Source organism: Helcobacillus massiliensis, from assembly GCF_033106145.1.
Lineage (GTDB): Bacteria > Actinomycetota > Actinomycetes > Actinomycetales > Dermabacteraceae > Helcobacillus > Helcobacillus massiliensis.
Genome location: NZ_CP136959.1, coordinates 1,337,532 through 1,360,712, shown reverse-complemented (window position 1 = coordinate 1,360,712; position 23,181 = coordinate 1,337,532). Strand labels below are relative to the sequence as shown.

The 23,181-nt window shown below is 69.4% G+C and carries 21 protein-coding genes; 17 read left to right on the top strand and 4 right to left on the bottom strand.

Annotated features, from left to right (window positions below; all coding sequences use genetic code 11):
- Nucleotides 1-13: 13 nt before the first annotated feature.
- A complete protein-coding gene (gene panD, locus R3I40_RS06310; RefSeq protein WP_183374914.1) occupies nucleotides 14-421 on the bottom strand; it encodes an aspartate 1-decarboxylase in 408 nt (135 codons plus the stop codon).
- A gap of 207 nt (nucleotides 422-628) precedes the next feature.
- Between panD and R3I40_RS06305 the strand changes: the two genes are divergently transcribed.
- From R3I40_RS06305 to rlmB, 7 genes are all read left to right on the top strand, one after another.
- A complete protein-coding gene (locus tag R3I40_RS06305) occupies nucleotides 629-2,194 on the top strand; it encodes a DEAD/DEAH box helicase (protein ID WP_285262173.1) in 1,566 nt (521 codons plus the stop codon).
- 19 nt (nucleotides 2,195-2,213) lie between these two features.
- A complete protein-coding gene (locus R3I40_RS06300) occupies nucleotides 2,214-3,617 on the top strand; it encodes an L-serine ammonia-lyase (RefSeq protein ID WP_285262174.1) in 1,404 nt (467 codons plus the stop codon).
- A gap of 142 nt (nucleotides 3,618-3,759) precedes the next feature.
- A complete protein-coding gene (acs, locus tag R3I40_RS06295; RefSeq protein ID WP_259923423.1) occupies nucleotides 3,760-5,730 on the top strand; it encodes an acetate--CoA ligase in 1,971 nt (656 codons plus the stop codon).
- A gap of 24 nt (nucleotides 5,731-5,754) precedes the next feature.
- Nucleotides 5,755-6,846: a LacI family DNA-binding transcriptional regulator gene (locus tag R3I40_RS06290; protein WP_239374218.1), complete on the top strand. Its 1,092-nt coding sequence runs from the start codon at nucleotides 5,755-5,757 to the stop codon at nucleotides 6,844-6,846.
- Nucleotides 6,847-6,883: 37 nt separating this feature from the next.
- Nucleotides 6,884-7,387, top strand: a complete 504-nt coding sequence (locus R3I40_RS06285) for a phage holin family protein (protein WP_183374904.1) — start codon at nucleotides 6,884-6,886, stop codon at nucleotides 7,385-7,387.
- Nucleotides 7,388-7,472: 85 nt separating this feature from the next.
- Nucleotides 7,473-8,912 carry a cysteine--tRNA ligase gene (gene cysS / locus R3I40_RS06280; protein WP_259923422.1) on the top strand — a complete coding sequence of 480 codons (1,440 nt, stop codon included), beginning with the start codon at nucleotides 7,473-7,475 and terminating at the stop codon, nucleotides 8,910-8,912.
- A gap of 60 nt (nucleotides 8,913-8,972) precedes the next feature.
- On the top strand, nucleotides 8,973-9,917 hold the full coding sequence (gene rlmB / locus R3I40_RS06275) for a 23S rRNA (guanosine(2251)-2'-O)-methyltransferase RlmB (RefSeq protein WP_183374900.1): 945 nt from the start codon (nucleotides 8,973-8,975) through the stop codon (nucleotides 9,915-9,917).
- Between the two features lie 20 nt (nucleotides 9,918-9,937).
- Here the strand turns inward: rlmB and R3I40_RS06270 are convergent, their stop codons facing one another.
- Nucleotides 9,938-11,179 (bottom strand): DUF4032 domain-containing protein, encoded by a 1,242-nt coding sequence (locus tag R3I40_RS06270; protein ID WP_285262175.1) that lies wholly within the window; start codon nucleotides 11,177-11,179, stop codon nucleotides 9,938-9,940.
- A gap of 90 nt (nucleotides 11,180-11,269) precedes the next feature.
- Nucleotides 11,270-12,358, bottom strand: coding sequence for an ABC transporter ATP-binding protein (locus R3I40_RS06265; protein ID WP_183374896.1), 1,089 nt, complete (start codon nucleotides 12,356-12,358; stop codon nucleotides 11,270-11,272).
- Between the two features lie 165 nt (nucleotides 12,359-12,523).
- Here R3I40_RS06265 and R3I40_RS06260 point away from each other — a divergent pair, with 165 nt between their 5' ends.
- A complete protein-coding gene (locus R3I40_RS06260) occupies nucleotides 12,524-13,219 on the top strand; it encodes a peptide deformylase (protein ID WP_285262176.1) in 696 nt (231 codons plus the stop codon).
- Nucleotides 13,220-13,274: 55 nt separating this feature from the next.
- Nucleotides 13,275-14,009, top strand: a complete 735-nt coding sequence (locus R3I40_RS06255; protein WP_285262177.1) for a hypothetical protein — start codon at nucleotides 13,275-13,277, stop codon at nucleotides 14,007-14,009.
- Between the two features lie 78 nt (nucleotides 14,010-14,087).
- On the opposite strand, the gene R3I40_RS06250 is transcribed toward R3I40_RS06255, so the two are convergent.
- Nucleotides 14,088-14,621, bottom strand: a complete 534-nt coding sequence (locus R3I40_RS06250; RefSeq protein WP_285262178.1) for an inorganic diphosphatase — start codon at nucleotides 14,619-14,621, stop codon at nucleotides 14,088-14,090.
- Between the two features lie 124 nt (nucleotides 14,622-14,745).
- Between R3I40_RS06250 and dacB the strand changes: the two genes are divergently transcribed.
- From dacB to R3I40_RS06210, 8 genes are all read left to right on the top strand, one after another.
- Entirely contained in the window at nucleotides 14,746-16,293 is a 1,548-nt protein-coding gene (dacB, locus tag R3I40_RS06245) for a D-alanyl-D-alanine carboxypeptidase/D-alanyl-D-alanine endopeptidase (protein WP_285262179.1), read from the top strand.
- The gene (gene tilS, locus R3I40_RS06240; RefSeq protein WP_285262180.1) at nucleotides 16,293-17,420 is read left to right on the top strand and encodes a tRNA lysidine(34) synthetase TilS; all 1,128 of its coding nucleotides are present in this window, start codon (nucleotides 16,293-16,295) and stop codon (nucleotides 17,418-17,420) included. Before dacB ends, tilS begins: the two co-directional genes overlap by 1 nt.
- Nucleotides 17,417-17,971 carry a hypoxanthine phosphoribosyltransferase gene (gene hpt, locus R3I40_RS06235; protein WP_259923417.1) on the top strand — a complete coding sequence of 185 codons (555 nt, stop codon included), beginning with the start codon at nucleotides 17,417-17,419 and terminating at the stop codon, nucleotides 17,969-17,971. The genes tilS and hpt overlap by 4 nt, the downstream gene beginning before the upstream one ends.
- 78 nt (nucleotides 17,972-18,049) lie before the next feature.
- Nucleotides 18,050-20,074 carry an ATP-dependent zinc metalloprotease FtsH gene (ftsH, locus tag R3I40_RS06230; protein ID WP_183374877.1) on the top strand — a complete coding sequence of 675 codons (2,025 nt, stop codon included), beginning with the start codon at nucleotides 18,050-18,052 and terminating at the stop codon, nucleotides 20,072-20,074.
- A gap of 2 nt (nucleotides 20,075-20,076) precedes the next feature.
- The gene (gene folE, locus R3I40_RS06225; protein ID WP_239374238.1) at nucleotides 20,077-20,688 is read left to right on the top strand and encodes a GTP cyclohydrolase I FolE; all 612 of its coding nucleotides are present in this window, start codon (nucleotides 20,077-20,079) and stop codon (nucleotides 20,686-20,688) included.
- Nucleotides 20,688-21,656: a dihydropteroate synthase gene (gene folP / locus R3I40_RS06220; RefSeq protein WP_285262181.1), complete on the top strand. Its 969-nt coding sequence runs from the start codon at nucleotides 20,688-20,690 to the stop codon at nucleotides 21,654-21,656. The genes folE and folP overlap by 1 nt, the downstream gene beginning before the upstream one ends.
- Nucleotides 21,649-22,641 carry a 2-amino-4-hydroxy-6-hydroxymethyldihydropteridine diphosphokinase gene (folK, locus tag R3I40_RS06215; RefSeq protein WP_285262182.1) on the top strand — a complete coding sequence of 331 codons (993 nt, stop codon included), beginning with the start codon at nucleotides 21,649-21,651 and terminating at the stop codon, nucleotides 22,639-22,641. The genes folP and folK overlap by 8 nt, the downstream gene beginning before the upstream one ends.
- 4 nt (nucleotides 22,642-22,645) lie before the next feature.
- Complete coding sequence (locus R3I40_RS06210) at nucleotides 22,646-23,173, top strand: DUF3180 domain-containing protein (RefSeq protein WP_183374871.1); 528 nt, start codon at nucleotides 22,646-22,648, stop codon at nucleotides 23,171-23,173.
- The last annotated feature ends 8 nt before the right edge of the window (nucleotides 23,174-23,181 follow it).

The window sequence follows — 23,181 nt, the reverse complement described above, 5'->3', positions numbered from 1 at the left end:
CAGGATCGCCGGCTCACCGCGACGCGATCTGGCCCGGCATCCCCGGGACGGGCTGCGCGGGATCGGTCCCGATGCCCACGATGCGGTTGTTCTCGTCCACGTGCACCACGCGCGGCTCATGCACCGCGGCCTCCGCGTCATCCATCAGCCCGTAGGCGATGAGGATGACGAGGTCACCGGGATGCACCAGGTGGGCGGCCGCGCCGTTCACCTTGATCTCGCCGGTGCCGTGCTCCCCGCGGATGACATAGGTCTCCAGGCGGGCACCATTGGTGATGTCGACGATCGCGACCTTCTCGTTCTCCATGAGTCCGGCGGCGTCCAGCAGGTCGGCGTCCACCGTCACGGAGCCGACATAGTGCAGGTCCGCCTGGGTGACGGTGGCGCGGTGGATCTTCGAGGTCATCAGTGTTCGCATCATGATGCCCCCATTGTCCCACCGGAAGCGCCCGCGGTCAGTGAGGCGTTCGCCGCATCCGCGCAGGGGCGACGGGCCTGTCACGCTCAGGGCCCACCGGCCCCGTTCCTGCGATACTGGGGGAGTTCACCGGCGCCTGCCGGCAGGGCCCCGTCGGCCCGCATGAGGAACAGCAGACCCGCGCCGCGCCGGCCCGCAGAGGAGGAACCGATGCCGAAAGCGAAGAACCGCCGCTCCAAGGGGACGCCCTTCGAGGAGATGGCGCTGCCCACCGAGCTGATCAGCGAACTCGACTACCACGGCTTCACCCGTGCCTTCGAGATCCAGGAGGCGATCCTCCCCGACGCGCTCGCGGGCCGCGACGTCCTCGCCCGCGCTGAGACCGGCAGCGGCAAGACCCTCGCGTTCACCCTCGCGATGACGGCGCGCTTCCGCGGCCGACGGGTGCACAAGCGGCGCCCGCTCGGCATCGTGCTGGTGCCCACGCGCGAGCTGGCGGTGCAGGTGGTCGATACGATCCACCCGTTCGCCCGCGCGGTCGGCATCCGCGCGCAGCTGGTGGCCGGCGGGATGAACATCGAGAAGCAGGCCGAGGCGCTGAGGCGCGGAGTCGCGATCATCGTCGCCACCCCCGGCCGGGTGAAGGACCTCGCGATCCGCGGCGACCTCGGACTGGACTGCATCGAGACCACCGTGATCGACGAGGCGGACCACATGGCCGACCTCGGCTTCCTGCCGCAGATCGGGGAGATCCTCGCGAACATCCCCATGGGCACGCAGAAGATGCTGTTCTCCGCCACGCTCGACGACCAGGTGGAGCGGATCGTCGACGACTTCCTCGTGGACCCCGTCACCCACGAGACCACGCCGGTGGCGGCAGCTGTGAAGACGATGCGGCACGAGGCGTACGCCATCAACCCCAAGCGCAAACGGGAGATCACCGCGCAGATCGCCGCGAGGGACGGCCGCACCCTCATCTTCACCCGCACGCAGCTGGGCGCGGAGCGAGTCGCCCAGGAACTGGTGGAGGTGGGCGTGGCCGCCGCCGCGCTGCACGGCTCCAAGCAGCAGGGCATGCGCACCAATGTCCTGGCCGGCTTCCGCAACGGCGCTTACGACGTCCTCGTCGCCACGGACGTTGCGGCGCGCGGCATCCACATCGACGACGTCTCCCTCGTCCTGCACGTGGACCCGCCGGAGACGGCGAAGGACTACGTGCACCGGTCGGGTCGCACCGCCCGCGCCGGCGCGCACGGCATCGTGGTCACCCTTGTCCTTCCGCACCAGAAGGACGGCGTGTCGCGGCTCCTGGATGCAGCGGAAGCCCCCGTCCAATGGCATGATGTGGCCTCTGAGAACGATGAGGTGCTCCGCTTCGTGGGCGGCAGGGCCCCGTCGGGCGAACCCGCGGAGGATCCCGCGATGATCAAGCACAAGGGTGCCCCGCGGCGCCTCGACATCCGAGGGGGCCGGGGAGCCGACCAGCGGCGCGCCGAGGTGCGCCGCGAGAACGAAGCGCGGCGCTCCGTCTACGACCAGGACGGCGAGAGCACCGCAGGGGCCGCACCCCGGAACCGGGGCGGCGCCGGCCGACGGCACCAGCGGGGGACGACCACGAGCACCTGGCGGGGCCGAGGGCACGACGACGATGCATCCGAGCGCAGGACGTCGCGCGGCGGCCGCCCCCGCGGCGCTCGAGGCGGAGCAGGCGGCGGGCGTCGCCGAGGGCAGGGAGGCCCGAAGCGCTCCGGGGGCGCACGCGGCCGTGGGAAGTAAGGACCAGTAAGGATCAGATATGGCAATCAGCTTGTTCGACCTGTTCAAGATCGGCATCGGGCCGTCGTCCTCGCACACGGTCGGTCCCATGCGCGCCGCGAACGAGTGGGCGCAGGAGATCCTCGCCGATGAGGACGTCCGCAGCCGCCTCGACGACCTCGACGTCCACCTCTACGGGTCCCTCGCCGCCACCGGCATCGGCCACGGCACCCTCGATGCCGTCATCCTCGGCCTGGAGGGCAACGACCCCCGCGAGATCGACCCCGTCAAGGGCTGGGAGCGCGCCCAGGAGATCGAGAAGGAGGGCGGGCTGCTGCTGGGCGGACAGGTCCCCGTCACACTGCGCCCCTCCACGATCGTGGTGCACCCCCTCACGTTCCTGCCCGAGCACTCCAACGGCATGACCTTCAACGCCCTGGACGCCGACGGCGAAGTCATCGCCACGCGCACGTCGTTCTCCGTCGGCGGCGGCTTCGTGCTCACCAAGGAGGAGATCAACGCGCGAGGTGCGGACGCGGCCGACGAAGCCGAGGACGTCAACCCGATCTTCACCACCGGCGCTGAGCTGTTGCGCGTGTGCGAGGAGCACGGCATCTCCATCTCGCAGGCTATGATGTGGCGCGAGCGCCAGTGGCGCAGCGAAGAGGAGGTCCGTGCCGGCGCTCTGGAGATCTGGGCCGCGATGGACGCCTGCATCACCGCCGGGATGCACACTCCCGGTGTTCTGCCGGGCGGGCTGAACGTCAAGCGCCGCGCTGCCGGCTGGTACGAGTCCCTTCAGGCGGAGGATCCGGACAAGAGCCGCGACAGCCAGTTCGACTGGGTCAGCCTCGCCGCTCTCGCCGTCAACGAGGAGAACGCGGCGGGCGGCCGGGTCGTCACCGCCCCCACCAACGGCGCAGCCGGCATCATCCCCGCCGTCCTGTTCTACGCCCTCAACTTCCTGGACTTCGACACCCAGGAGGAGAAGGACGACGCGGTGGTGCGCTTCCTGCTCGCCGCGGCGGCCGTCGGCTCCCTCTACAAGGAGAACGCCTCCATCTCCGGCGCCGAGGTCGGCTGCCAGGGCGAGGTGGGCTCCGCCTCCTCCATGGCCGCGGCCGGCCTCGCCGAGGTGATGGGCGCGAAGCCCCCGCAGGTGGAGAATGCTGCGGAGATCGCGATGGAGCACAACCTGGGTCTCACATGCGACCCGGTGGGCGGCCTCGTGCAGATCCCCTGCATCGAACGCAACGCGATGGGCTCCATCAAGGCGATCACGGCGGTGCGGTTCGCCCTGCGCGGCAACGGTGAGCACCTGGTCTCCCTGGACACCGTCATCGAGACGATGCGCCGCACCGGCAAGGACATGAACGAGCGCTACAAGGAGACCGCAATGGGCGGTCTCGCGATCACGGTGCCGGTGTCGCTGCCCGAGTGCTGACCCGATTCTGTGCTTCAGCCCACATGCGATAACGTTGTGAGGGCCACGCCGCAGGAGCCGGCGGGCAGCGGAGAGATCCGCGTCCGTCGGCTCCTGTGCCTCTGACCAGCACCGCAACCCGGACCCGTGGAGGAGAGCCAGGATGACCACCCAGAACCCGTCGGCCCCCGCTGAGCAGACCCAGGACGTCTACCCGCCGAGCTCCGAATTCTCCACCAACGCGGTCGCGCGTCCCAGCCTCTACGAGGAAGCCGCTGCTGATCGCCTGAAGTTCTGGGAGCTGCGCGCCCGCCTGCTCAACTGGTCGAAGCCGTTCACCGAGGTCCTCGACTACTCCAACGCCCCGTTCGCCCGCTGGTTCGCCGACGGCCGCCTCAACGCCTGCTACAACGCCGTGGACCGCCACATCGAATCCGGCCACGGCGACCAGGTCGCCCTCTTCGCCGAATACGAGGACGGCGCCGACGCCTCCTACACCTACGCCCAGGTGAAGGACGAGGTCTCCCGCATGGCCAACGCCCTGCAGGACCTCGGCGTCACCACGGGGGACCGCGTCGCCATCTACCTGCCGATGATCCCCGAAGCGGTGTTCGCCATGCTCGCCTGCGCCCGCATCGGCGCACCCCACTCAGTCGTGTTCGGCGGCTTCTCCGCCGACGCCCTCCGCTCGCGCATCGACGACGCCGGCGCCGTGGCCGTCATCACCGCCGACGGCCAGTTCCGCCGCGGCAAGGCGCTCCCCCTCAAGCCCGCTGTGGACGACGCCCTCGAGGGCTCGCAGGGCACCGTGAAGAACGTGCTCGTGGTCAAGCGCACCGGAGGCGACGTCGCCTGGACCGACGGCCGCGACCACTGGTGGCACGAACTGCGCGAGGACGCATCCACCGAGCACGAGCCCGTCGCGGTCGACGCCGAGCACCCGCTGTTCATCCTCTACACCTCCGGCACCACCGGGAAGCCGAAGGGCATCGTCCACACCACCGGCGGGTACCTCACCCAGGCCGCCTACACGCACCGCAACGTCTTCGACCTCAAGCCGTCCTCCGACGTCTACTGGTGCACCGCCGACATCGGCTGGATCACCGGCCACACCTACGTGGTGTACGGACCGATGGTGAACCGCACCACGCAGGTCATCTACGAGGGCACCCCCGACACCCCGCACCAGGGCCGCTGGTGGGAGGTCATCCAGAAGTACGGCGTCACCACCTTCTACTCCTCGCCCACGGCGATCCGCACCGCCATGAAGTGGGGCGAGGACATCCCCGCGAAGTTCGACCTCTCCAGCCTGCGCCTGCTCGGAACGGTCGGCGAGTCCATCAACCCGGAGGCATGGCGCTGGTACCGCCGCGTCATCGGCGGTGACCGCTGCCCGATCGTCGACACCTGGTGGCAGACCGAGACCGGTGCGATCATGATCTCCCCGCTGCCCGGCGTCACGCCCCTGAAGCCCGGCAGTGCGCAGGTGCCCCTGCCGGGGATCAGCGCCGACGTTCTCGACGACAACGGTGAGGCCGTCCAGCCCGACGAGCCAGGCTTCCTCGTGCTCACCGATCCGTGGCCGTCGATGCTGCGCGGCATCTGGGGCGATGACCAGCGCTTCATCGACACCTACTGGTCCCGCTTCGAGAACCGGTACTTCGCCGGTGACGGCGCCAAGAAGGACGCTGACGGGGACATCTGGGTGACCGGTCGCGTGGACGACGTCATGAACGTCTCCGGCCACCGCCTGTCCACCTCCGAGATCGAATCCGCCCTCGTCTCCCACCCATGGGTCGCCGAAGCCGCCGTCGTCGGCGCAGCCGACGAGACCACCGGACAGTCCGTCGTCGCATTCGTCATCCTCCGCTCGGATGCGCTCGGCGACGTCGAGGCTGAGGGCGGCGAGGAGAACGCGGTGCAGGTGCTGCGCGCGCACGTGGGCCAGGAGATCGGCCCGATCGCCAAGCCGAAGAAGGTCCTGCTCGTCACCGAGCTGCCCAAGACCCGATCCGGCAAGATCATGCGCCGCCTGCTGCGCGATGTCGCCGAGAACCGCGAGGTGGGGGACACCCAGACCCTCGCCGATTCCTCCGTGATGGACCTCATCCAGCGCGGCCTCGCCGGCAAGTGAGCAAGTGATGGAACAATGATGGCCATGGCTGAGAAGAAGACCGAACCGTTCCAGAGCGACCCGACGAAGACGCGGGCATCGCTCAACGACGTCGCCGAATCCGTCGGCATCACCAGTGCGATCGCAGTGCGCGCCCTGCGCGGCGCCCCGGACATCAAACCGGACCTCGCGCAGCGCACCCGCGAAGCCGCTGAGCGCCTCAACTTCCCCCTCGAGGACATCTCGGAGGAGGACGCGCGCAACGGAGTCATCGCCGTCCTGGTGAACACGATGCGCAACACGTGGATCTCCGACCTTGTGCGGGCCATCCGCATCGAGCTGTCGGCCACCGGGCGCACGGTTGTGGTGGTGCCGACCCGTCAGCGCGTCCCGGAGTACCCGGTGACGGTGGACGAGTCCACCATCTCCTCGCTGACCGCGCTCGGCGTGGACGGCTTCATCATGGCTTCCGACCTCCCCGATATGGACGTGGTGCGCCGCGCCATCGGCTCCCGCCCGATCGTCGCGATCGGCGCATCCAAGCAGCACATCGGCACCATGGACACGGTCCGCATCGACGACGAGGCCGGCCTCGGCCTCGTCGTGGACCACCTGGTGGCGATGGGGCACAAGGACATCGCCCACGTGGGCGGTGTGGGGTACACGGTGGCGCAGGAGCGCGCCGAGGCGTTCACCGCGGCCATGGCACGCCACGGTCTGGAGGACCGCGCACGTGTGGAGCCCGCCGACTTCTCCGAACAGGTGGGGCGCACCGCCGGGTCGATGCTGCTGAACGGCTCCTCGGTTCCGACCGCGATCACCTGCTCGAACGACGTCACTGCGACGGGAGTCCTCACCGCAGCGGTCGAGGCGGGCTACAGCGTTCCGGCGGACCTGTCGGTCGTCGGCTACGGCAACACCTCGCTCGCCGCCTCCGGAACGGCGCAGCTCACCAGCATCGATCCGAATTCGCGGCGCCTGGGTGCGATGGCGGCGCAGTTCATCGTGGAGCGCGCCGGTGGGTACGACGGTCCGGCCCGCGACGTCGCGGTGACCCCGCGGCTGGAAGTGCGCCGCAGCTCCTCGGCGGGCCCCCGCCCGGAGAAGCAGCGGCGCCGCCGGATCACCCTCGACTGACATAACGACCAGATCACAGTCCTGATAGGGTTTCTTCATGATCAACTCTTCGAATGACCGCGCGTCGCGGACGAGCCAGCGATCCATCAGCGAGCTCATCACGTCCATCAAAGCCGAGGTCACCGGCGTTGTGCAGCGAGAGATCGCCATCGCCAAGAAGGAGATCACGGACATCGTGGTCAAGGCCGGCATCACCGCCGCCCTTGCCGCCGTCCTGGTGTTCTTCCTGCTCAGCGCCTGGGTGATGCTCCTGTTCACCGCCGCATGGGGTCTGGTGGCCCTGGGTCTCAGCCCGTGGCTGTCCTTCCTCATCGTCGCCGCTGCGCTCATCGTGCTCGGCCTGATCCTGGGCCTCGCGGCGTTCCTGGTCGCGAAGAGGATCAAGGGCCCGACCACCACCGTCGAAACCGCCACCAGCGCCGTCGGAGCAGTGCAGGGCAAGCGCCCCGTGAACGCCGCTGACTACGACGACGCCTACGAGGAGCTCTACGGCAAGCAGGTCGCTGCTCGCTCCGTGGAGAAGACGAAGGCCCGCGCCTGAGTCGCCTCCCTCATCATCGAGAAGCGGATCGCCCTGCGGGCGGTCCGCTTTTCCGTTCCCCAGACGCGCAGAATATGCTGGCCTGGTGACTCTTCGACTGCATGACTCCGCCACCCGCACGCTCTCGGACTTCATTCCGCTGACGGAGGGGAAGGTGGGCCTGTACGTCTGCGGTCCCACCGTGCAGGACGGGCCGCACATCGGGCACGTCCGCACCTTCCTCGCATTTGACGTCCTCGTGCGCTGGCTGCGCCGCAGCGGATACGACGTCACCTATGTCCGCAACGTCACCGACATCGATGACAAGATCCTCGCCCGCGCCGAGCAGGAGGGCCGCCCCTGGTGGGCTTGGTCCATCCAGCACGAGCGCCTCTTCGGCGAGATCATGGACCGCTTCGGTGCTGTGCGCCCCGACTACGAACCGCGCGCCACCGGGCATGTGCCCGAACAGGTCGACTTCATGCAGCTGCTGATCGACCGCGGCCACGCCTACGCCGACGGTGAGGGCAACGTCTACTTCGACGTCCGCTCCCTGCCGGAGTACGGCTCCCTGACGAACCAGTCCCTCGATGACATGATCGACGACCTCGAAGCCCCCGAGCGCGGTAAGCGCGACCGTCGGGACTTCGCGCTGTGGAAGCAGGCGAAGGCCGACGAGCCGGAGTCCGCCGCGTGGAACACCCCGTTCGGTCGCGGCCGGCCCGGCTGGCACCTCGAATGCTCCGCCATGAGCCGGAAGTACCTGGGGGAGTCGTTCGACATCCACGGCGGCGGCCTCGACCTCCGCTTCCCCCACCACGAGAACGAGCAGGCGCAGTCGTTCGGCGCCGGCTACGGGTTCGCACAGCGCTGGATGCACGCCGGCATGCTCACCGTGGACGGCATGAAGATGGGCAAGAGCCTCGGCAACTTCATCACCGCCGAAGAGGCGCTGACGCAGTCCTCCCCGCAGGCGATCCGTCTGGCGATGGTCTCCAGTCACTACCGGTCCGACATGGAGTTCAACAGCCGCATCCTCGGCGACGCCGAGACGGTCATCGCGCGACTGGATGCGTCCGTGCTCCGCGCCGTGGAGGCGGTCGATGGATCCTCAGCATCGGCGGAGCTGATCGACCCCGCGGAGGCGGATCTGCCGGAGGCGTTCGTCGCCGCGATGGACGACGACCTCTCCGTGGCCGATGCCCTCGCCGTCATCCACCGCACCCACGCGGACCTCAACACCCTCCTCGGCGCGAAGCAGCAGGACCTGACGGCGATCGCCCGCACGGTCTCGTCCCTGCGCGGCATGCTGGATGTGCTGGGCCTGGACCCAGTGCAGTGGCGCGCCCAGAGCACCCGGACCTCGGGAACGGCCGCAGAGGATGCGTTGGATGCGCTGGTGACCGCGCAGCTCGAGGAGCGGGCCCAGGCGCGCGCCGCGAAGGACTGGGCGGCGGCCGACGCCATCCGCGAGCGACTCGGTGCCGCCGGCATCACCATCGAGGACGGTGCGGACGGCGCCCGCTGGTCGCTGACCGACCACTGACCACACGACACCGACACCACGCGCGCGCCGATGCGGCGCCGAATCCGATTCGGAGGAATCATGGCACGCTCAGCACCCAAGGGCTCAGGAGGCCAGCGCCGACGCGGTCTGCGCGGCCGCGGCCCCACCCCCAAGGCGGAGGACCGCCCGTACCACAAGGCGTACAAGGGCACGCAGGACACCGTCGGCCGCGCCGGTGCGAAAACGGGCAGGCGCCGACCGAAGCCGAAGGCTCAGAAGGACATCGCGAACCGCCCCACCCACATCGCAGGCCGCAACTCCGTGCTCGAGGCGATGCGGGACGAGGTGCCGTCCCTGGGCCTCACCCTGCAGATCCGCATGGATGTGGACGACCGCGTGCGCGAGATCATGCGGATCGCGCAGGCGGAGAACATTCCGCTGCGAGAAGCCAGCCGCAACGAACTGGACACCATGACCGACGGCGCCGTCCACCAGGGCGTGGTGCTGACCATCCCGCCGTACGAGTACGCCGACATCGACGAACTGATGGACATCGCCGCTCAGCGCTTCGAGGCGCCGCTGTTCGTGGCGCTCGACGGCATCACCGACCCGCGCAACCTCGGCGCCATCCTCCGCAGCGCCGGTGCGTTCGGTGTGCATGGCGTGATCGTGCCGGAGCGCCGCTCCGCGCAGATGACCGCCAGCGTGTACAAAGTGGCCGCCGGTGCCGCCGGACGCGTGCGGGTGGCGCAGGTGACGAACCTGAACCGTGCGATCGACGACCTCAAGAAGCGCGGTGTGTTCGCCGTCGGCCTCGACGCCGACGGGGACCAGAACCCCCGCGAGCTGACGTTCGCCCCGGACCCGCTGGTGCTGGTCATCGGTGCGGAGGACAAGGGCATCTCCCGTCTCACGCGGGAGAAGTGCGATGCGATCACATCCATTCCGATGGCGGCGACCACGGAGTCGCTGAACGCGTCGGTGGCGGCGTCGATCGTGCTGTACGAGGTGGCGGGCCACCGCGCCCGCGCCGGCCTGCGCTGAGCCGCTCGGGCGGCGGGGCGTCAGCCCTCGAAGATCGGGATCGCTGACGTCTCCGAGGTGATCAGCGCCCGCTCATCCTGACGGTGGATCAGGACGGTGAGGATGTAGTCCTGAACGGTCTGGTCCATCGTCGCGTCGTGTCCGAGGCGCTGCGACAGGTGCCACCGATGTTCCAGCAGCTCGTGGTAGAACTCCGGCGCCTGCAGTTTGCGGCGCATCGCCCGGGGAATCGCCCTCACCACCGGCTCGTAGCACTCCTGCAGCCATTCGTGCGCCACGAAGTCCTCGTCCTCGCCCTGCTGGTCCGTTTCGGCGGCGTACTGGTCGAGGTCGTTCAGCAGGCGCCGAGCCTGGTTCTCCTGTGCGTCGATGCCGGTCAGGCGCAGCAGACGCCGTGCATGGTGACCGGCGTCCACCACCTTCGGCTGGATGCTGACCGAGGTGCCGTCGAGGTCGGTGGTGATGTCGAGTTCGTCCACGTCGAAGCCGAGCTCGTTGAGCTTCTCGATGCGGGCGGAGACCCGCCAGCGCTCTTCGGAGCTGAACGTCTCCCGTTCGGTGAGGGTCGCCCACAGCACCTGGTAGCGCTGCACCAGCTGGTCACCGATCTCGACCGCATCGACGTCATCGGCCAGTTTCTCCCCGGCCTGCAGGTCGAACATCTCTCCGATGATGTTGGTGCGGGCGAGGTCGAGGTCGTATTCGCGCTGACCGCGCGAGAGGGTCTCGTGCAGCTGCCCGGTCTCGACGTCGACGAGGTAGGCGGCGAAGGAGCCGGCATCGCGGCGGAACAGCGTGTTGGACAGGGACACATCGCCCCAGTAGAAGCCGGCGAGGTGCAGGCGCACCAGCAGCACGGCAAGGGCATCGAGCAGACGGCTCGCGGTCTGCGGCTGATTCACCTGGGAGAACAGCGCACGGTACGGCAGGGAGTACTGGAGGTGGCGGGTAATGAGGACCGCGTCCAAGGGCCTGCCATCGACCGTCTCCCTGCCGGACACCACGGCGAAGGACTCCACCGCTGGAATGTTCATCTTCGCCAGCAGCCGCAGCAGTCGGAACTCGCTGCGGGCGAGGTCCTCGGTGATCTCCTTGAGGGCGAGCACACGCCCGGAGACACGGGCGAACCGCACCACGTGGCGGGAGATGCCGCGGGGGAGGGAGGCGAGAAGGTCGTCCGGCCAGTCCGCCAAGGGGAGGTGCCACGGCAGATCCAGCAGGGCGGGATCGGGACGTGCAGCGGAGATCTCCAGGGCGGCCATGGGTCCATTGTCTCCCATCGCGGGGTCCGGTGATGACGAGGGGCGCGCACCCGGATGGATGCACGCCCCTCGCCCTTCGGTCGGGCCGGGTCAGTCGCCCAGGCGCAGGCCGCTGCTGAGATCGAACAGGTGCACGTGGTTCTGCTTCGGGCGGAAGTGGACCGTCTCACCCTTCTGCGGGGGAGTGCGGCCGTCCACGCGCGCGATGATCGGCTTCGCGGTTGGGTTCTTCTCACCAGCGAGGCGGCCGTACACGTAGGCGTCGGCGCCGAGCTCCTCGACTACGTCGATCTCGACCGGCAGGCCCTCGCCGTCCGGGGAGATCTCCAGATCCTCGGGGCGGACACCGACGGTGACGGAGTTGTCCGAGGACTGGGAGAGCGTGGAGCGGTCCACCGGCACGAGGGCGCCCCCGAACTGCACACCGCCCTCGGAGAGCGGCTGCTCGATGAGGTTCATGGCGGGGGAGCCGATGAAGCCGGCCACGAACACGTTCGCCGGGCGGTCGTACATGGTGCGCGGGGTGTCGACCTGCTGCAGGATGCCGTGGTCCAGGACGGCCACGCGGTCACCCATGGTCATGGCCTCGGTCTGGTCGTGCGTCACGTACACGGTGGTGACGCCGAGGCGGCGCTGCAGGGACGCGATCTGAGTACGGGTGGAGACGCGCAGCTTCGCATCGAGGTTCGACAGCGGCTCGTCCATGAGGAACACCTGGGGGCTGCGGACGATGGCGCGGCCCATGGCCACACGCTGGCGCTGACCGCCGGAGAGGGCCTTCGGCTTGCGGTCCAGGTACTCGGTGAGGTCGAGGATCTCGGCGGCCTCGCGGACGCGCTCACGGATCTCGGCCTTCGGCTTGCCCTGGATCTTCAGCGCGAAGCCCATGTTGTCCGCCACGGACATGTGGGGGTACAGCGCGTAGTTCTGGAACACCATGGCGATGTCGCGGTCCTTCGGCGGGACGTCGGTGACGTCGCGGTCGCCGATGAGGATGCGGCCGGCATTGACCTCTTCGAGGCCGGCGAGCATGCGCAGAGCGGTCGACTTGCCCGAGCCCGACGGGCCGACGAGGACGAGGAACTCGCCGTCCTCGATGTCGATGTTGAGGCTGTCCACCGAGGGCTTGTCGTTGCCCGGGTAGATGCGGGTGGCACTGTCATAGGTCACGGTTGCCATGGGGCTGTTCTCCTTCACCGGCAGGTACGTGCCGGACGATCCGTTGTGAAGCGAAGCCTGCGAACCTCGTTGTCGCAGGTCCAGTGATCGTATCGCAGGTTCTCCGCCGGATGTGGGACATTCCACAGCCGGGCTGCGGAGATGTTCGCCTGGTAGAACAGGGGCATGAAGCTGCGCGACCTCACCGCCAAGATCCTCTCCCGCCGCGACGACTCCGCCGACCCGCTGCGGATCGTCCAGGCCGGGCACCCTGCTCTGCGGGCATCCAGCGTCGCCTTCGCGGACCAGCTCGATGCCGACGAGCTCTCCGCCCTGCTGCGGGCCATGGTCATCACCATGCACGAAGCGCCCGGCGTCGGTGTTGCGGCGCCCCAGATCGGCCTGCCGCTGCGGCTCGTGGTGATGGAGGATTCCGTCGGCTTTGACGAGGAGGAGGGCGAGGCCCCCCTCGAGCGCCGTGATCTGCCCCTGCACTGCATCGCCAACCCCTGGTACGAGGGAGTCGGCGACACCGTGGTGTACGCCTGGGAGGGGTGCCTGAGCGTGGACGGCTGGCGATCCATCGTTCCGCGCCACCAGCAGGTGCGGGTGCGCGGAACCGTCATCGGGGCCGACGGGTCCCGCCGTGACCTCGACGAGGTGTGGTCCGGGTGGCCCGCCCGCATCTTCCAGCACGAAGCCGACCACCTCGACGGGATTCTCTGCCATGACCGCGCCGTGGATCGGTCCATGATCTGGGAGGACTACGCTCCGTACTATGAGGAGCTGACGGACGCGGTCGAGTACCTCGGACTGACCGGACCGATCACCGAACTCAACCCCGGTGAGGTCGCCCACACCCGACCCGCGTCCCAGCCCTGAGACCAGCTGAGCCCGCCCCTTTGGGCATGCAGAGGGCTCACCGGAAGGAGACCCCATGGCCGCTGCGAAGAACGCCGGCAAGGACATCCCGACTCCCGAGGAGGCGGGCGTCCAGATCGCCGACCGCCACTTCGCCCTGATCGACCGTGCGCTCGCCCTGCAGGCGCCGCTGGCGAACAAGTACATCGACGGCATCCGCCGCAAGCGCCCCGAGCTCACCGATGATCAGGTCGTGCAGCGCGTTGAGAAGCAGTTCCTCACCCTCGCCACCGCGACCGGCGCCGGCGTCGGCGGCACTGCCGCCCTGCCCGGCGTGGGAACCGCTCTGGCGGTCGGGCTGACCGCCGGTGAAGGCGCCGCGTTCGCCGAGGCATGCGCCTTCCTCGCCCTGTCCGTTGCGCGCGTGCGCGGGGTGGACATGACCGATCCGGAGCGCCGCCGCATGGTGACCCTCGGCATCATCGGCGGGGAGCGCGGCAGTGAGATCGTTGCGAAGGCGCTCGGCAAGCAGGGGGCGCAGTGGTCCACTGTGCTGGACGGCATCGCACCCGACTTCGTCATGGCGCAGGTCAACAAGCGCGTGAAGAAGTGGATCCAGCGCCGGGCGGCGACCCGCCTCGGCGGGGTGTGGCTGGGCCGTCTCGCCCCGTTCGGCCTCGGCGCGGCGATCGGCGGCTTCGGCAATCGCGCCGTGGCCAAGGGCGTCATCGACGCCTCGCGTGAGATCTTCTCCCACGCCCACACCACCACCATCGAGGGGGCGAAGAAGGACGAGCGCCCGTCGCTCTGACACCCAGAGCCGAGCGGGCCCCCGACTGCACAGTGCAATCGGGGGCCCGCCTCGTGGACCAGGTGATCCGGTCAGAGATCAGTCCTTCTCGAAGAACTCCTTCGGGGTGTACTCGTTGTAGTGCTCAGGGCCCGCTTCCACGGCGCGCTTGAAGGAGGCGCGGATCTCCGCCTCGGCTGCGGAGCGGCCCTCCCAGTGGGCGCCCTCCACGCTCTTGCCCGGCTCGAGGTCCTTGTAGACCTCGAAGAAGTGCTGGATCTCCAGGCGGTGGAACTCGGAGACGTCGGTCAGCTCCTGACGGCGCACCTGGCGCTTGTCCTCCACCGGGACGGCGAGGATCTTGTCGTCACCGCCGGCCTCATCGCGCATGCGGAACATGCCGATCGCACGGCAGCGGATCAGGCAGCCGGGGAACGTGGGCTCTTCCAGCAGAACGAGGACGTCCAGGGGATCGCCGTCCTCGCCGAGCGTGCCCTCGATGAACCCGTAGTCGTCCGGGTAGCGGGTGGCGGTGAAGAGCATGCGGTCCAGGCGGATTCGCCCGGTGCCGTGCTCCACCTCATACTTGTTGCGATTCCCCTTGGGGATCTCGATCGTTGCGTCGAATTCCACGTCTGACTCCATTGGCTCAACGGAAAAGGTCTCAGGCGCGCGACCCGGGGCCGGCGCATCAATTGGGTCCACCCTACCCCCGTGATCCCCAGCCGGCCTGCAGCATCGCCGATCCGTTACTGTGATGCCCGACGGGTTCGCGTTCGATGGGAGGCAGTGGATGAAGCGGAGTGTGCGCGCAGCAGCTCTGGGTCTGTGCCTGGCCGTCCCCGTCGGGTTCTATGCACTGGCCGACGCCGTGGACGCTCTGCCCGGCGTCATCACGATCGACCGCGCCTCCGGCCACCCTCCGGTCAACCCACCCGCCGCCGCGGAGACGATGATGCCGCCCGCCCCGCAGGCGATCGCCCCCGTCGGCCCCAGCTCGGGCGCTCCCGCAGGTCAGGCCAGCGCGTCACGGGACGCCGACCCGAGCGCCGATGCGTCCGCGCCCGCCGTGCAGCCGACGGTGCCCGGCGACCAGATCACTGCCGCGATGATGCGCGCCGCCGAGATCCCCGTGGTCAACAACCACCTCGCCTTCAGCGTGGTCGACGCCCGCACGGGGGAGACCATCGCGGAGCACGACGGCGACACCGCACGCGTCCCGGCGTCCACCATGAAGCTGCTCACGTCCGTCGCGGCGGCGCGCCACATCGACCTGGACTCCCGGCTGACGACCTCCACCCATCTGAAGGGCGGGGACCTGTTCCTCCGCGGCGGCGGCGACATGATGCTGACCACCGAGTCCGCGGCGTCGAAGCCGGTGGTGAAGGAGGACCTCTCCCGCGCCTCCATCACGGACCTCGCCCGCGCCACCGCCGACGACCTGAAGAAGCAGGGCGTCACATCCGTGGCCCTGCACCTCGACGACACCGCGTTCGCCGACGATCCCGTCAACCCCGCCTGGGGACGCAACGGTCCCTCCGGCGGGTGGGTCGCCCCCATCACCGCGATCGCGGTCGACGGCGGCCGCCTGGACGGCGAACCGTACGGACCGAAGTCCACCAACCCCTCGGAGGACGCCCTCACGGCGTTCCGCGCCGAACTGGAGAAGAACGGCATCACCGTCACCGGGGAGCCTAACCGCGCCGCAGTGCCGAAGGACGCCGCCGAAATCGCCCAGGTGCAGTCCGCTCCCATCCGCGACCTCATCCACCACACCCTCATCCACTCGGACAACACCACCGCGGAGCTCCTCGGCCGCCTCGTCGCCGCCGAGCAGGGCAAGCCGACCACCGTTGCCGGCGCCCGCGACGCCGTCCAGGAGGACATCACTCTGCTGGCCCGCGACGAGGGCCTGCATGCCGACGGGCTCCGCATCGCCGACAACTCCGGCCTCTCCGCCGACAACCGCATCCCACCGCGTCTGCTGGCCGAACTCAACGCCTGGTCCACCGGCGAAGCCCCCGACCCGGTGCGCGAAGTGTTCACCCTCGTCCCCATCAGCGGGCTCGAGGGCACCCTCGCCGACCGCTTCGAAGCCTCCTCCGTCACCGACGCCCGCGGCATCGTCCGCGGTAAGACGGGGTACCTCGCCGGCACCTCCTCCCTCACCGGGATCACCACCCTGGCCGACGGCCGCGTGGTCGGCTTCTCCATCGTCGTGTACGGCTTCGACGGAGCGGACGCGGACGCCGCCCGCGCCGCCGTGGACACCACCGCCGCCCTGATGATCCGCGAGCAGTCCTGATGGCGGGACCGCCGCCGCAGATCGCCCGCGCCCGCACAGCGGTCCGCGCCGCACTCCTGCAGCGCCTCACCGACCTCGCCGACCGCACCGACCACGCGCTCCACGACGACCAGGCGGACGCCTCCGCCCGCATCATCGTCGGCCTCAGTGGCGGCGCGGACTCCACTGCTCTGCTCGCCACCGCCGTCTGGTGCGCCCGGAAGCTGGGTCTGAGCACTCACGCCGTCATCATCGACCACGGCCTCGCCGACGACTCCGCCTCCGTGGCGGAGCGCGCCCGCACCACCGCCGAACGAGTCGGCGCCGACCAGGTGACCGTCCGACGGGTGCAGGTCGACCGGGATGCGCCCGGGGGAGTGGAGCAGAGCGCCCGCACCGCCCGCCTCGACGCCCTCGATGAGATCGCCGACGCCACCGGGGCCCTCGCCGTCCTGCTCGGCCACACCCTCGACGACCAGGCCGAACAGGTGCTGCTCGGGCTCGCCCGCGGCTCCGGCGCCCGCTCGCTGGCCGGCATTCCCCGTGAGCGCGGCCGCATCCTCCGCCCCTTCCTCGGCACCGGCCGCGATGAGACCACCGGGCTGTGGCGCAAGGACACCCGCGCCATCTGCGACCAGCTCGACCTCGACATCTGGGACGACCCCATGAACGAGGACCAGGACCTGCTGCGCGTCGCCGTGCGCACCGCCGCGCTGCCGCAACTGCAGGAGGTGCTGGGCGAGCACGTCACCTCCGCGCTCGTGCGCACAGCGGACCTCCTGCGCGATGACGCCGACGTCCTCGACGACCTCGCCGCCGAGGAGTTCACCGCTGCTCGCCGGCATCCGTCGGCCGAGGACCCCGACGGCACCGTGCTCGCCCTCAGCGCCACCGCGCTCGCGCCGCTGGCGCGGGCCCTGCGCACCCGGGTGCTGAAGCTCGCCGCTGTGGAGGCCGCCCGCCTCGGCGGGCACCCGTCGGACAAGTCGATCCTGCGCCGGCAGGTGCTCGCCGCCGACTCCCTGCTGTCCGCATACCGCGGTCAGGGCCCGATCCCGCTACCCGGTAGGATCGATGTGCATCGGTCCAACGGGGCCATCCTGTTCGTGACCACCCACCCAGCAGCGACCCAGCGGAGGCCTTCGTGACCAGCCAGGACCACCATCCGGATGTGCAGAGCATCCTGCTGACCGAACAGCAGATCGCCGACCGCGTGGCCGAGCTCGGCCGCGAGATCGCGGAGGCGTACCAGGATGAGCCGCCCCTGCTCGTCGGCGTGCTCAAGGGCGCCGTCATGATCGTCGCCGACCTCGCCCGCCGCATCGACCTGCCGATCGACATGGACTGGATGGCCGTGTCCTCCTACGGCAGCGGCACCAAGTCCTCCGGCGTGGTCCGCATCATCAAGGATCTCAACGCGGACATCACCGGTCGGCGCGTCCTCATCGTCGAGGACATCATCGACTCCGGGCTCACCCTCTCCTGGCTGATCGCCAACCTCCGCTCTCGCGGCCCCAAGAGCGTGGAGATCTGCACCCTGCTGCGCAAGCCCGACGCCGTCAAGGTCGACATCGACGCCCGCTTCTGCGGCTTCGACATCCCCAACGAGTTCGTTGTGGGCTATGGCCTGGATCACGCAGAACAGTACCGGAACCTGCCGTACATCGGGGTTCTCAAGCCCTCGGCGTACACGGACTGATCCCACTCGCCAGAGCCCAGCACGGGCGGCTACCGTAGCCCCATCATCATCCACGAATCGGAATAGCGCATTTCATCTATGGCAAAGAAAAAGAAGGCCCGCGTCCCATCCGCGGCGGTTGCGATCATCGCCCTCGCGGTGCTCGCCTTCCTCCTGTTCAGCCTTTTCGGCTCCGGCGGGTACCAGAAGATCGACACCCAGCAGGGCCTGGAGCTGCTGAACTCCAAGAAGGTCGAGCAGGCCGAGATCATCGACGGCAACCAGCAGCAGGTGAACCTCGTCCTCACCGAGGAGTTCGAGGACAAGGGCACCAAGGTCCAGTTCCCGTACGTCACCGCCCGCGGTGACGCCGTCGTCAAGGCCGTGGAGGACGCCGCCCCGAAGAAGGGCTACACCGACGAGATCGCGCGGTCGTCCTGGCTGTCCACCCTCGCCTTCTCCGTCCTGCCGCTGCTGCTGTTCCTCGGCCTGTTCTGGTTCCTCATCATGAACGCCCAGGGCGGCGGCCGCGCCATGCAGTTCGGCAAGTCCAAGGCGAAGCTGTTCAACAAGGAGGCCCCGAAGGTCACCTTCGCGGACGTCGCCGGTGCCCAGGAGGCGGTCGAGGAGCTCGACGAGATCAAGCAGTTCCTCGTCTCCCCGGAGCGCTACCAGGCCGTCGGGGCGAAGATCCCCAAGGGCGTGCTGCTGTACGGCCCGCCGGGAACGGGTAAGACTCTCATCGCCAAGGCCGTCGCCGGTGAGGCGGGCGTGCCGTTCTACTCCATCTCCGGTTCGGACTTCGTGGAGATGTTCGTCGGCGTCGGCGCCTCGCGCGTGCGCGACCTGTTCTCCACCGCGAAGGAGAACGCCCCCGCCATCATCTTCATCGATGAGATCGACGCCGTCGGTCGCCACCGCGGCGCCGGCATGGGCGGCGGTCACGACGAGCGCGAGCAGACCCTGAACCAGATGCTCGTGGAGATGGACGGCTTCGAGGAGAACCAGAACGTCATCCTCATCGCTGCCACCAACCGCGTGGACATCCTCGACCCGGCGCTGCTGCGCCCCGGCCGCTTCGACCGCCAGATCGCAGTGGAGGCGCCCGACCTCAAGGGCCGCCTGAAGATCCTCCAGGTCCACGCCAAGGGCAAGCCCTTCGCCGATGACATCGACTTCGAGAACATCGCTCGCCGCTCCATCGGCATGTCCGGCGCTGACCTCGCGAACGTCCTCAACGAGGCGGCGCTGCTGACCGCCCGCAGCGGCAACCAGATCATCGACAACCGCGCCCTGGACGAGGCGATCGACCGCGTCTCCATGGGTCCGCAGCGGTACTCGAAGGTCATGACGGAGCGCGAGCGCCAGATGACCGCCTACCATGAGGGCGGCCACGCGCTCGTGGCGGCGGCGCTGAACAACTCCGCCCCCGTCACGAAGGTGACGATCCTGCCGCGCGGCCGCGCCGGCGGCTACACGATGGTGGTCCCCACCCAGGACCGCAACTACCAGTCCCGCAATGAGCTGCTGGACCGCCTCGCCTACGCGATGGGCGGGTACGCCGTGGAGGAGGGCATCTTCCACGACGTCACCACCGGCCCCAGCTCGGACCTGCAGAACGCCACGAAGATCGCCCGCACCATGGTCACCCAGCTCGGTATGAGCGATGTGGTGGGCCAGGTGGCGCTCGCCAGCGACCAGGACGAAGTGTTCGTCGGCATGCAGCAGGGCCAGGGCCCGCGCTACTCCCCGGAGACCGCGGAGCTGATCGACAACGAGATCCGCCGCCTGCTCGACAACGCCCTCGATGAGGCCTGGCAGATCATCCGCGAGAACCGCGATGTCCTCGACCGCCTCGTGGAGGAGCTGCTGGAGAAGGAGACCCTGGACGAGCACCAGCTCGCGGACATCTTCGCGAACGTGAAGAAGCGCGCGCCGCGCGAGGTCTGGCAGTCCTCCTCCACCCGGCCCGTGTTCCACGAGCCCCTCGTGGGCGGCGCACCCGGGCAGATCAGCGGCGAGCCTGACGGCACCGAGAACAAGGGCGCCGGCGAACCGCTGAGCCCCACCCCACCCGAGCTGCCGCAGCCCGGCGGCGACGAGCCCCCGATCCCAGGAGCGTGAGCGTGACCACCGAGCCGAGCACCCCGAACCCCGGTGAGTCGCCGGTCGACCTCGACCGCATCGAAGCAGCGGTGAAGGAGATCCTCGCCGCCGTCGGTGAGGACCCCCAGCGCGACGGACTCCTGGACACCCCGGGTCGGGTCGCCCGCATGTACGCCGAAGTGTTCCGCGGCCTCCACGAGGACCCGAAGGAGCACCTGGCGCGACAGTTCGATGTTGAGCACAACGAGATGGTCATCATCCGCGACATCGCGTTCTATTCGATGTGCGAACACCACCTGCTGCCGTTCCACGGCACCGCGAACGTTGGGTACATCCCCGGCCCCAGCGGGAAGGTGGTGGGCCTGTCGAAGCTCGCCCGCGTGGTCGAGGGCTACGCGGCGCGCCCGCAGGTGCAGGAGCGCCTTACGAGCCAGATCGCGGACGCCATCATGTCGGAGATCAGCGCCCTCGGGGCGATCGTGGTGATGGAGGCCGAGCACATGTGCATGTCGATGCGCGGCGTCCGCTCGCCCCGTTCGGCCACCGTCACCAGCGCCGTGCGCGGCCAGCTGAAGAAAGAGGCCACCCGCGCAGAGGCGATGTCGCTGATCACCAGCCAGGTCAGCCGCTGATGCCGGGCTTCCTCGATGCCGCATCGGCGCCCGCCTGGACGTCCCCGCAGGGACTGCCGGAGGCGATGATGCACGCCGGGCGCACCCTCACCATGGGCGTGCTCAACGTGACGCCGGATTCGTTCTCCGACGGCGGAGCCCACAACGAGCGCGGTGACGCGGTCGCCCACGCTGAGAAGCTCATCGCCGACGGCGCCGACATCATCGACATCGGCGGCGAATCCACCCGCCCCGGCGGTGAGCGCGTCACCGAGGACGAAGAGCTGCGCCGCGTGATTCCCGTGGTCCGCGATCTCGCTGAGCGCGGCATCGTGATCAGCGTGGACACCATGCGCGCATCCGTCGCTCAGGAGTCCGTGAAGGCCGGCGCCCTCATCGTCAACGACGTCTCCGCCGGTCTCGCCGATGAGCAGATGGCACCGGTGGTGGCCGCAGCGCGCACCTCTCTCAGCGCCCCGCCGGTGTTCATCGGCATGCACTGGCGCGGCCACAGCGACGTCATGAACGCCATGACCGACTACGAGGACGTCGCTCGCGATGTCGCCCGCGAACTCTCCGAGCAGATCGACCGCGTCCGCGACGCCGGTGTGGAGGAGGGCTCCCTCGTCCTCGACCCCGGATTCGGGTTCTCGAAGAAGGGGCGGCAGAACTGGGACCTGCTGCGCGAGCTCGCCGTTCTGGAGCAGCTGGGCCTGCCGCTGCTGGTCGGGGTGTCCCGCAAGCGCTTCGTCACCGCCCTCGGCGGCGACCGCGACGCCGCCACCGCGGCGATCTCCACCCTGTGCGCCGCCCGCGGCACCTGGGCGGTGCGTGTGCACGATGCCGCAGCCACCGCCGCCGGCATCCGCGTGGTCAGCGCCCTGCAGGGCCGCGTGGGGGAGGCCGACGGGTTCAATGCGCACCTGGCCGACGGCGAGTACCCGTCGGCCCACCGTGCCGCCGAGGTCGCCGGAGGCGCCGATGCCTGAGCTGAACAGTGAACAGATCCTCTCCCACGGGGTGCCGGCCTGGCGGCCGGAGGCCCTGGACGTCATCGGCATGGACGGCTTCACCGTTCACGGCCCGCACGGCGTCCTGGAGCAGGAGAAGATCGACGGCCACGACTTCCGCGTCGACTGCCGACTGTCGGTGGACACCCGCTCCGCCGGTCGTGATGACGCGCTGGACCGCACCGTGTCCTACGCGGACGTCGCCGCGATCATCCAGGACGTCATCGACTCCCCGAGCGTGGACCTCATCGAAGCACTGGCGGCGCGCATCGCCGAGCGGATCCATGCAGAGCACCCGATGGTGCGCTCCTGCATGGTGCGGATCAGCAAACCGACCGCGCCGATCGACATGCGCTTCGACACCGTGTTCGTGCAGATCCAGCGGGACGCCCCACCGGTGCGGGCGATCCTCGCCGTCGGCTCCAACTTGGGGGACCGCGGGGCCTACCTGCAGCTGGCGCTGCAGGAGCTGGAACGGGCCCACGGCATCGACCTGGTGGCCGCGTCCGCCACAATCGAGACGGACCCCGTCGGCGGGGTGGAGCAGGACAGCTTCCTCAACGCCGCCATCGCCGTGGACACCACCCTCAGCCCATGGCAGCTGCTCGACCTCGCCCAGCACATCGAACAGGTCGCGCAGCGCCGGCGCATCGTCCGCTGGGGACCGCGCACCCTGGACGTCGACGTCATCACCTGGGGTGAGCTCCAGCTGAACGACCCGGCGCTGACCCTCCCGCACCCCCGCGCCCACGAGCGAGCATTCGTGCTGCATCCCCTCGCTGACCTCGAGGAGCGCCTCGGCACACCCATCACCCTGCCGGGCCGCAGCCGCGGAGTGCCGGATCTGCTAGCCGATGCCCAGGACCGGGACGGCATCCGTCCCGGGATCGAGGTGGTCGGGTACCCGTCGGCCCCCGCCGGTGGGCCCGCGCACAGCGCCCCAGCGCCGACCGAGGACGGCTGAGCGCGTGCGAGCCACCCCGGTCACCACGGCGATCTGGTTGCTGCTGATCGCCGCCGCTCTCGGGCTCGGCCTCGGCCACCTGCTGGGCTCCGCCGGGCAGCCGCTGCCGCTGCCGGGCTGGATGTCCGGTCTCACCATGCTCGCCCTCGCCGGTGTCCTCCTCACCTTCGCGCTGCGGGTGCGGCGCTACATGGTGGAATGCGAGGAGCGCCGACGCGAGCACACCGCAGCGCCGCGCCGCCACGAACTCGACATGGTGACCGCGTTCCGCACTCTGCTGTTCGCCCGCGCCGCCATCATCACCGGGTCCCTCGTCGCCGGATTCTTCGGAGGAGAACTGGTGTTCCTGCTGATCAACGGAACGGGCACCCTCACCGGGGCGCTGCTGCCCACCGGGTTCGCCGCTCTCAGCGCCGCCGTCCTCGCGATCGTCGGATTCATAGCTGAACGGTGGGGCAAGCTGCCGCCGGAGGAGGGCGACGCCGAGACAGAGGGGCCCTCACCCACCGTCTCGGACGCCCCACCGGCCTGAGCGACGCA

Excerpts from the sequence above, each read along its gene's own strand:
- ftsH (WP_183374877.1), top strand. The coding sequence starts at position 18,050 with ATGGCAAAGAAAAAGAAGGCCCGCGTCCCATCCGCGGCGGTTGCGATC.
- folK (WP_285262182.1), top strand. The coding sequence starts at position 21,649 with ATGCCTGAGCTGAACAGTGAACAGATCCTCTCCCACGGGGTGCCGGCC.
- R3I40_RS06260 (WP_285262176.1), top strand. The coding sequence starts at position 12,524 with ATGAAGCTGCGCGACCTCACCGCCAAGATCCTCTCCCGCCGCGACGAC.
- panD (WP_183374914.1), bottom strand. The coding sequence starts at position 421 with ATGATGCGAACACTGATGACCTCGAAGATCCACCGCGCCACCGTCACC.
- R3I40_RS06265 (WP_183374896.1), bottom strand. The coding sequence starts at position 12,358 with ATGGCAACCGTGACCTATGACAGTGCCACCCGCATCTACCCGGGCAAC.
- R3I40_RS06300 (WP_285262174.1), top strand. The coding sequence starts at position 2,214 with ATGGCAATCAGCTTGTTCGACCTGTTCAAGATCGGCATCGGGCCGTCG.
- R3I40_RS06255 (WP_285262177.1), top strand. The coding sequence starts at position 13,275 with ATGGCCGCTGCGAAGAACGCCGGCAAGGACATCCCGACTCCCGAGGAG.
- R3I40_RS06305 (WP_285262173.1), top strand. The coding sequence starts at position 629 with ATGCCGAAAGCGAAGAACCGCCGCTCCAAGGGGACGCCCTTCGAGGAG.
- dacB (WP_285262179.1), top strand. The coding sequence starts at position 14,746 with ATGCCCGACGGGTTCGCGTTCGATGGGAGGCAGTGGATGAAGCGGAGT.
- R3I40_RS06290 (WP_239374218.1), top strand. The coding sequence starts at position 5,755 with ATGGCTGAGAAGAAGACCGAACCGTTCCAGAGCGACCCGACGAAGACG.
- R3I40_RS06270 (WP_285262175.1), bottom strand. The coding sequence starts at position 11,179 with ATGGCCGCCCTGGAGATCTCCGCTGCACGTCCCGATCCCGCCCTGCTG.
- tilS (WP_285262180.1), top strand. The coding sequence starts at position 16,293 with ATGGCGGGACCGCCGCCGCAGATCGCCCGCGCCCGCACAGCGGTCCGC.
- acs (WP_259923423.1), top strand. The coding sequence starts at position 3,760 with ATGACCACCCAGAACCCGTCGGCCCCCGCTGAGCAGACCCAGGACGTC.
- folP (WP_285262181.1), top strand. The coding sequence starts at position 20,688 with ATGCCGGGCTTCCTCGATGCCGCATCGGCGCCCGCCTGGACGTCCCCG.
- rlmB (WP_183374900.1), top strand. The coding sequence starts at position 8,973 with ATGGCACGCTCAGCACCCAAGGGCTCAGGAGGCCAGCGCCGACGCGGT.
- R3I40_RS06285 (WP_183374904.1), top strand. The coding sequence starts at position 6,884 with ATGATCAACTCTTCGAATGACCGCGCGTCGCGGACGAGCCAGCGATCC.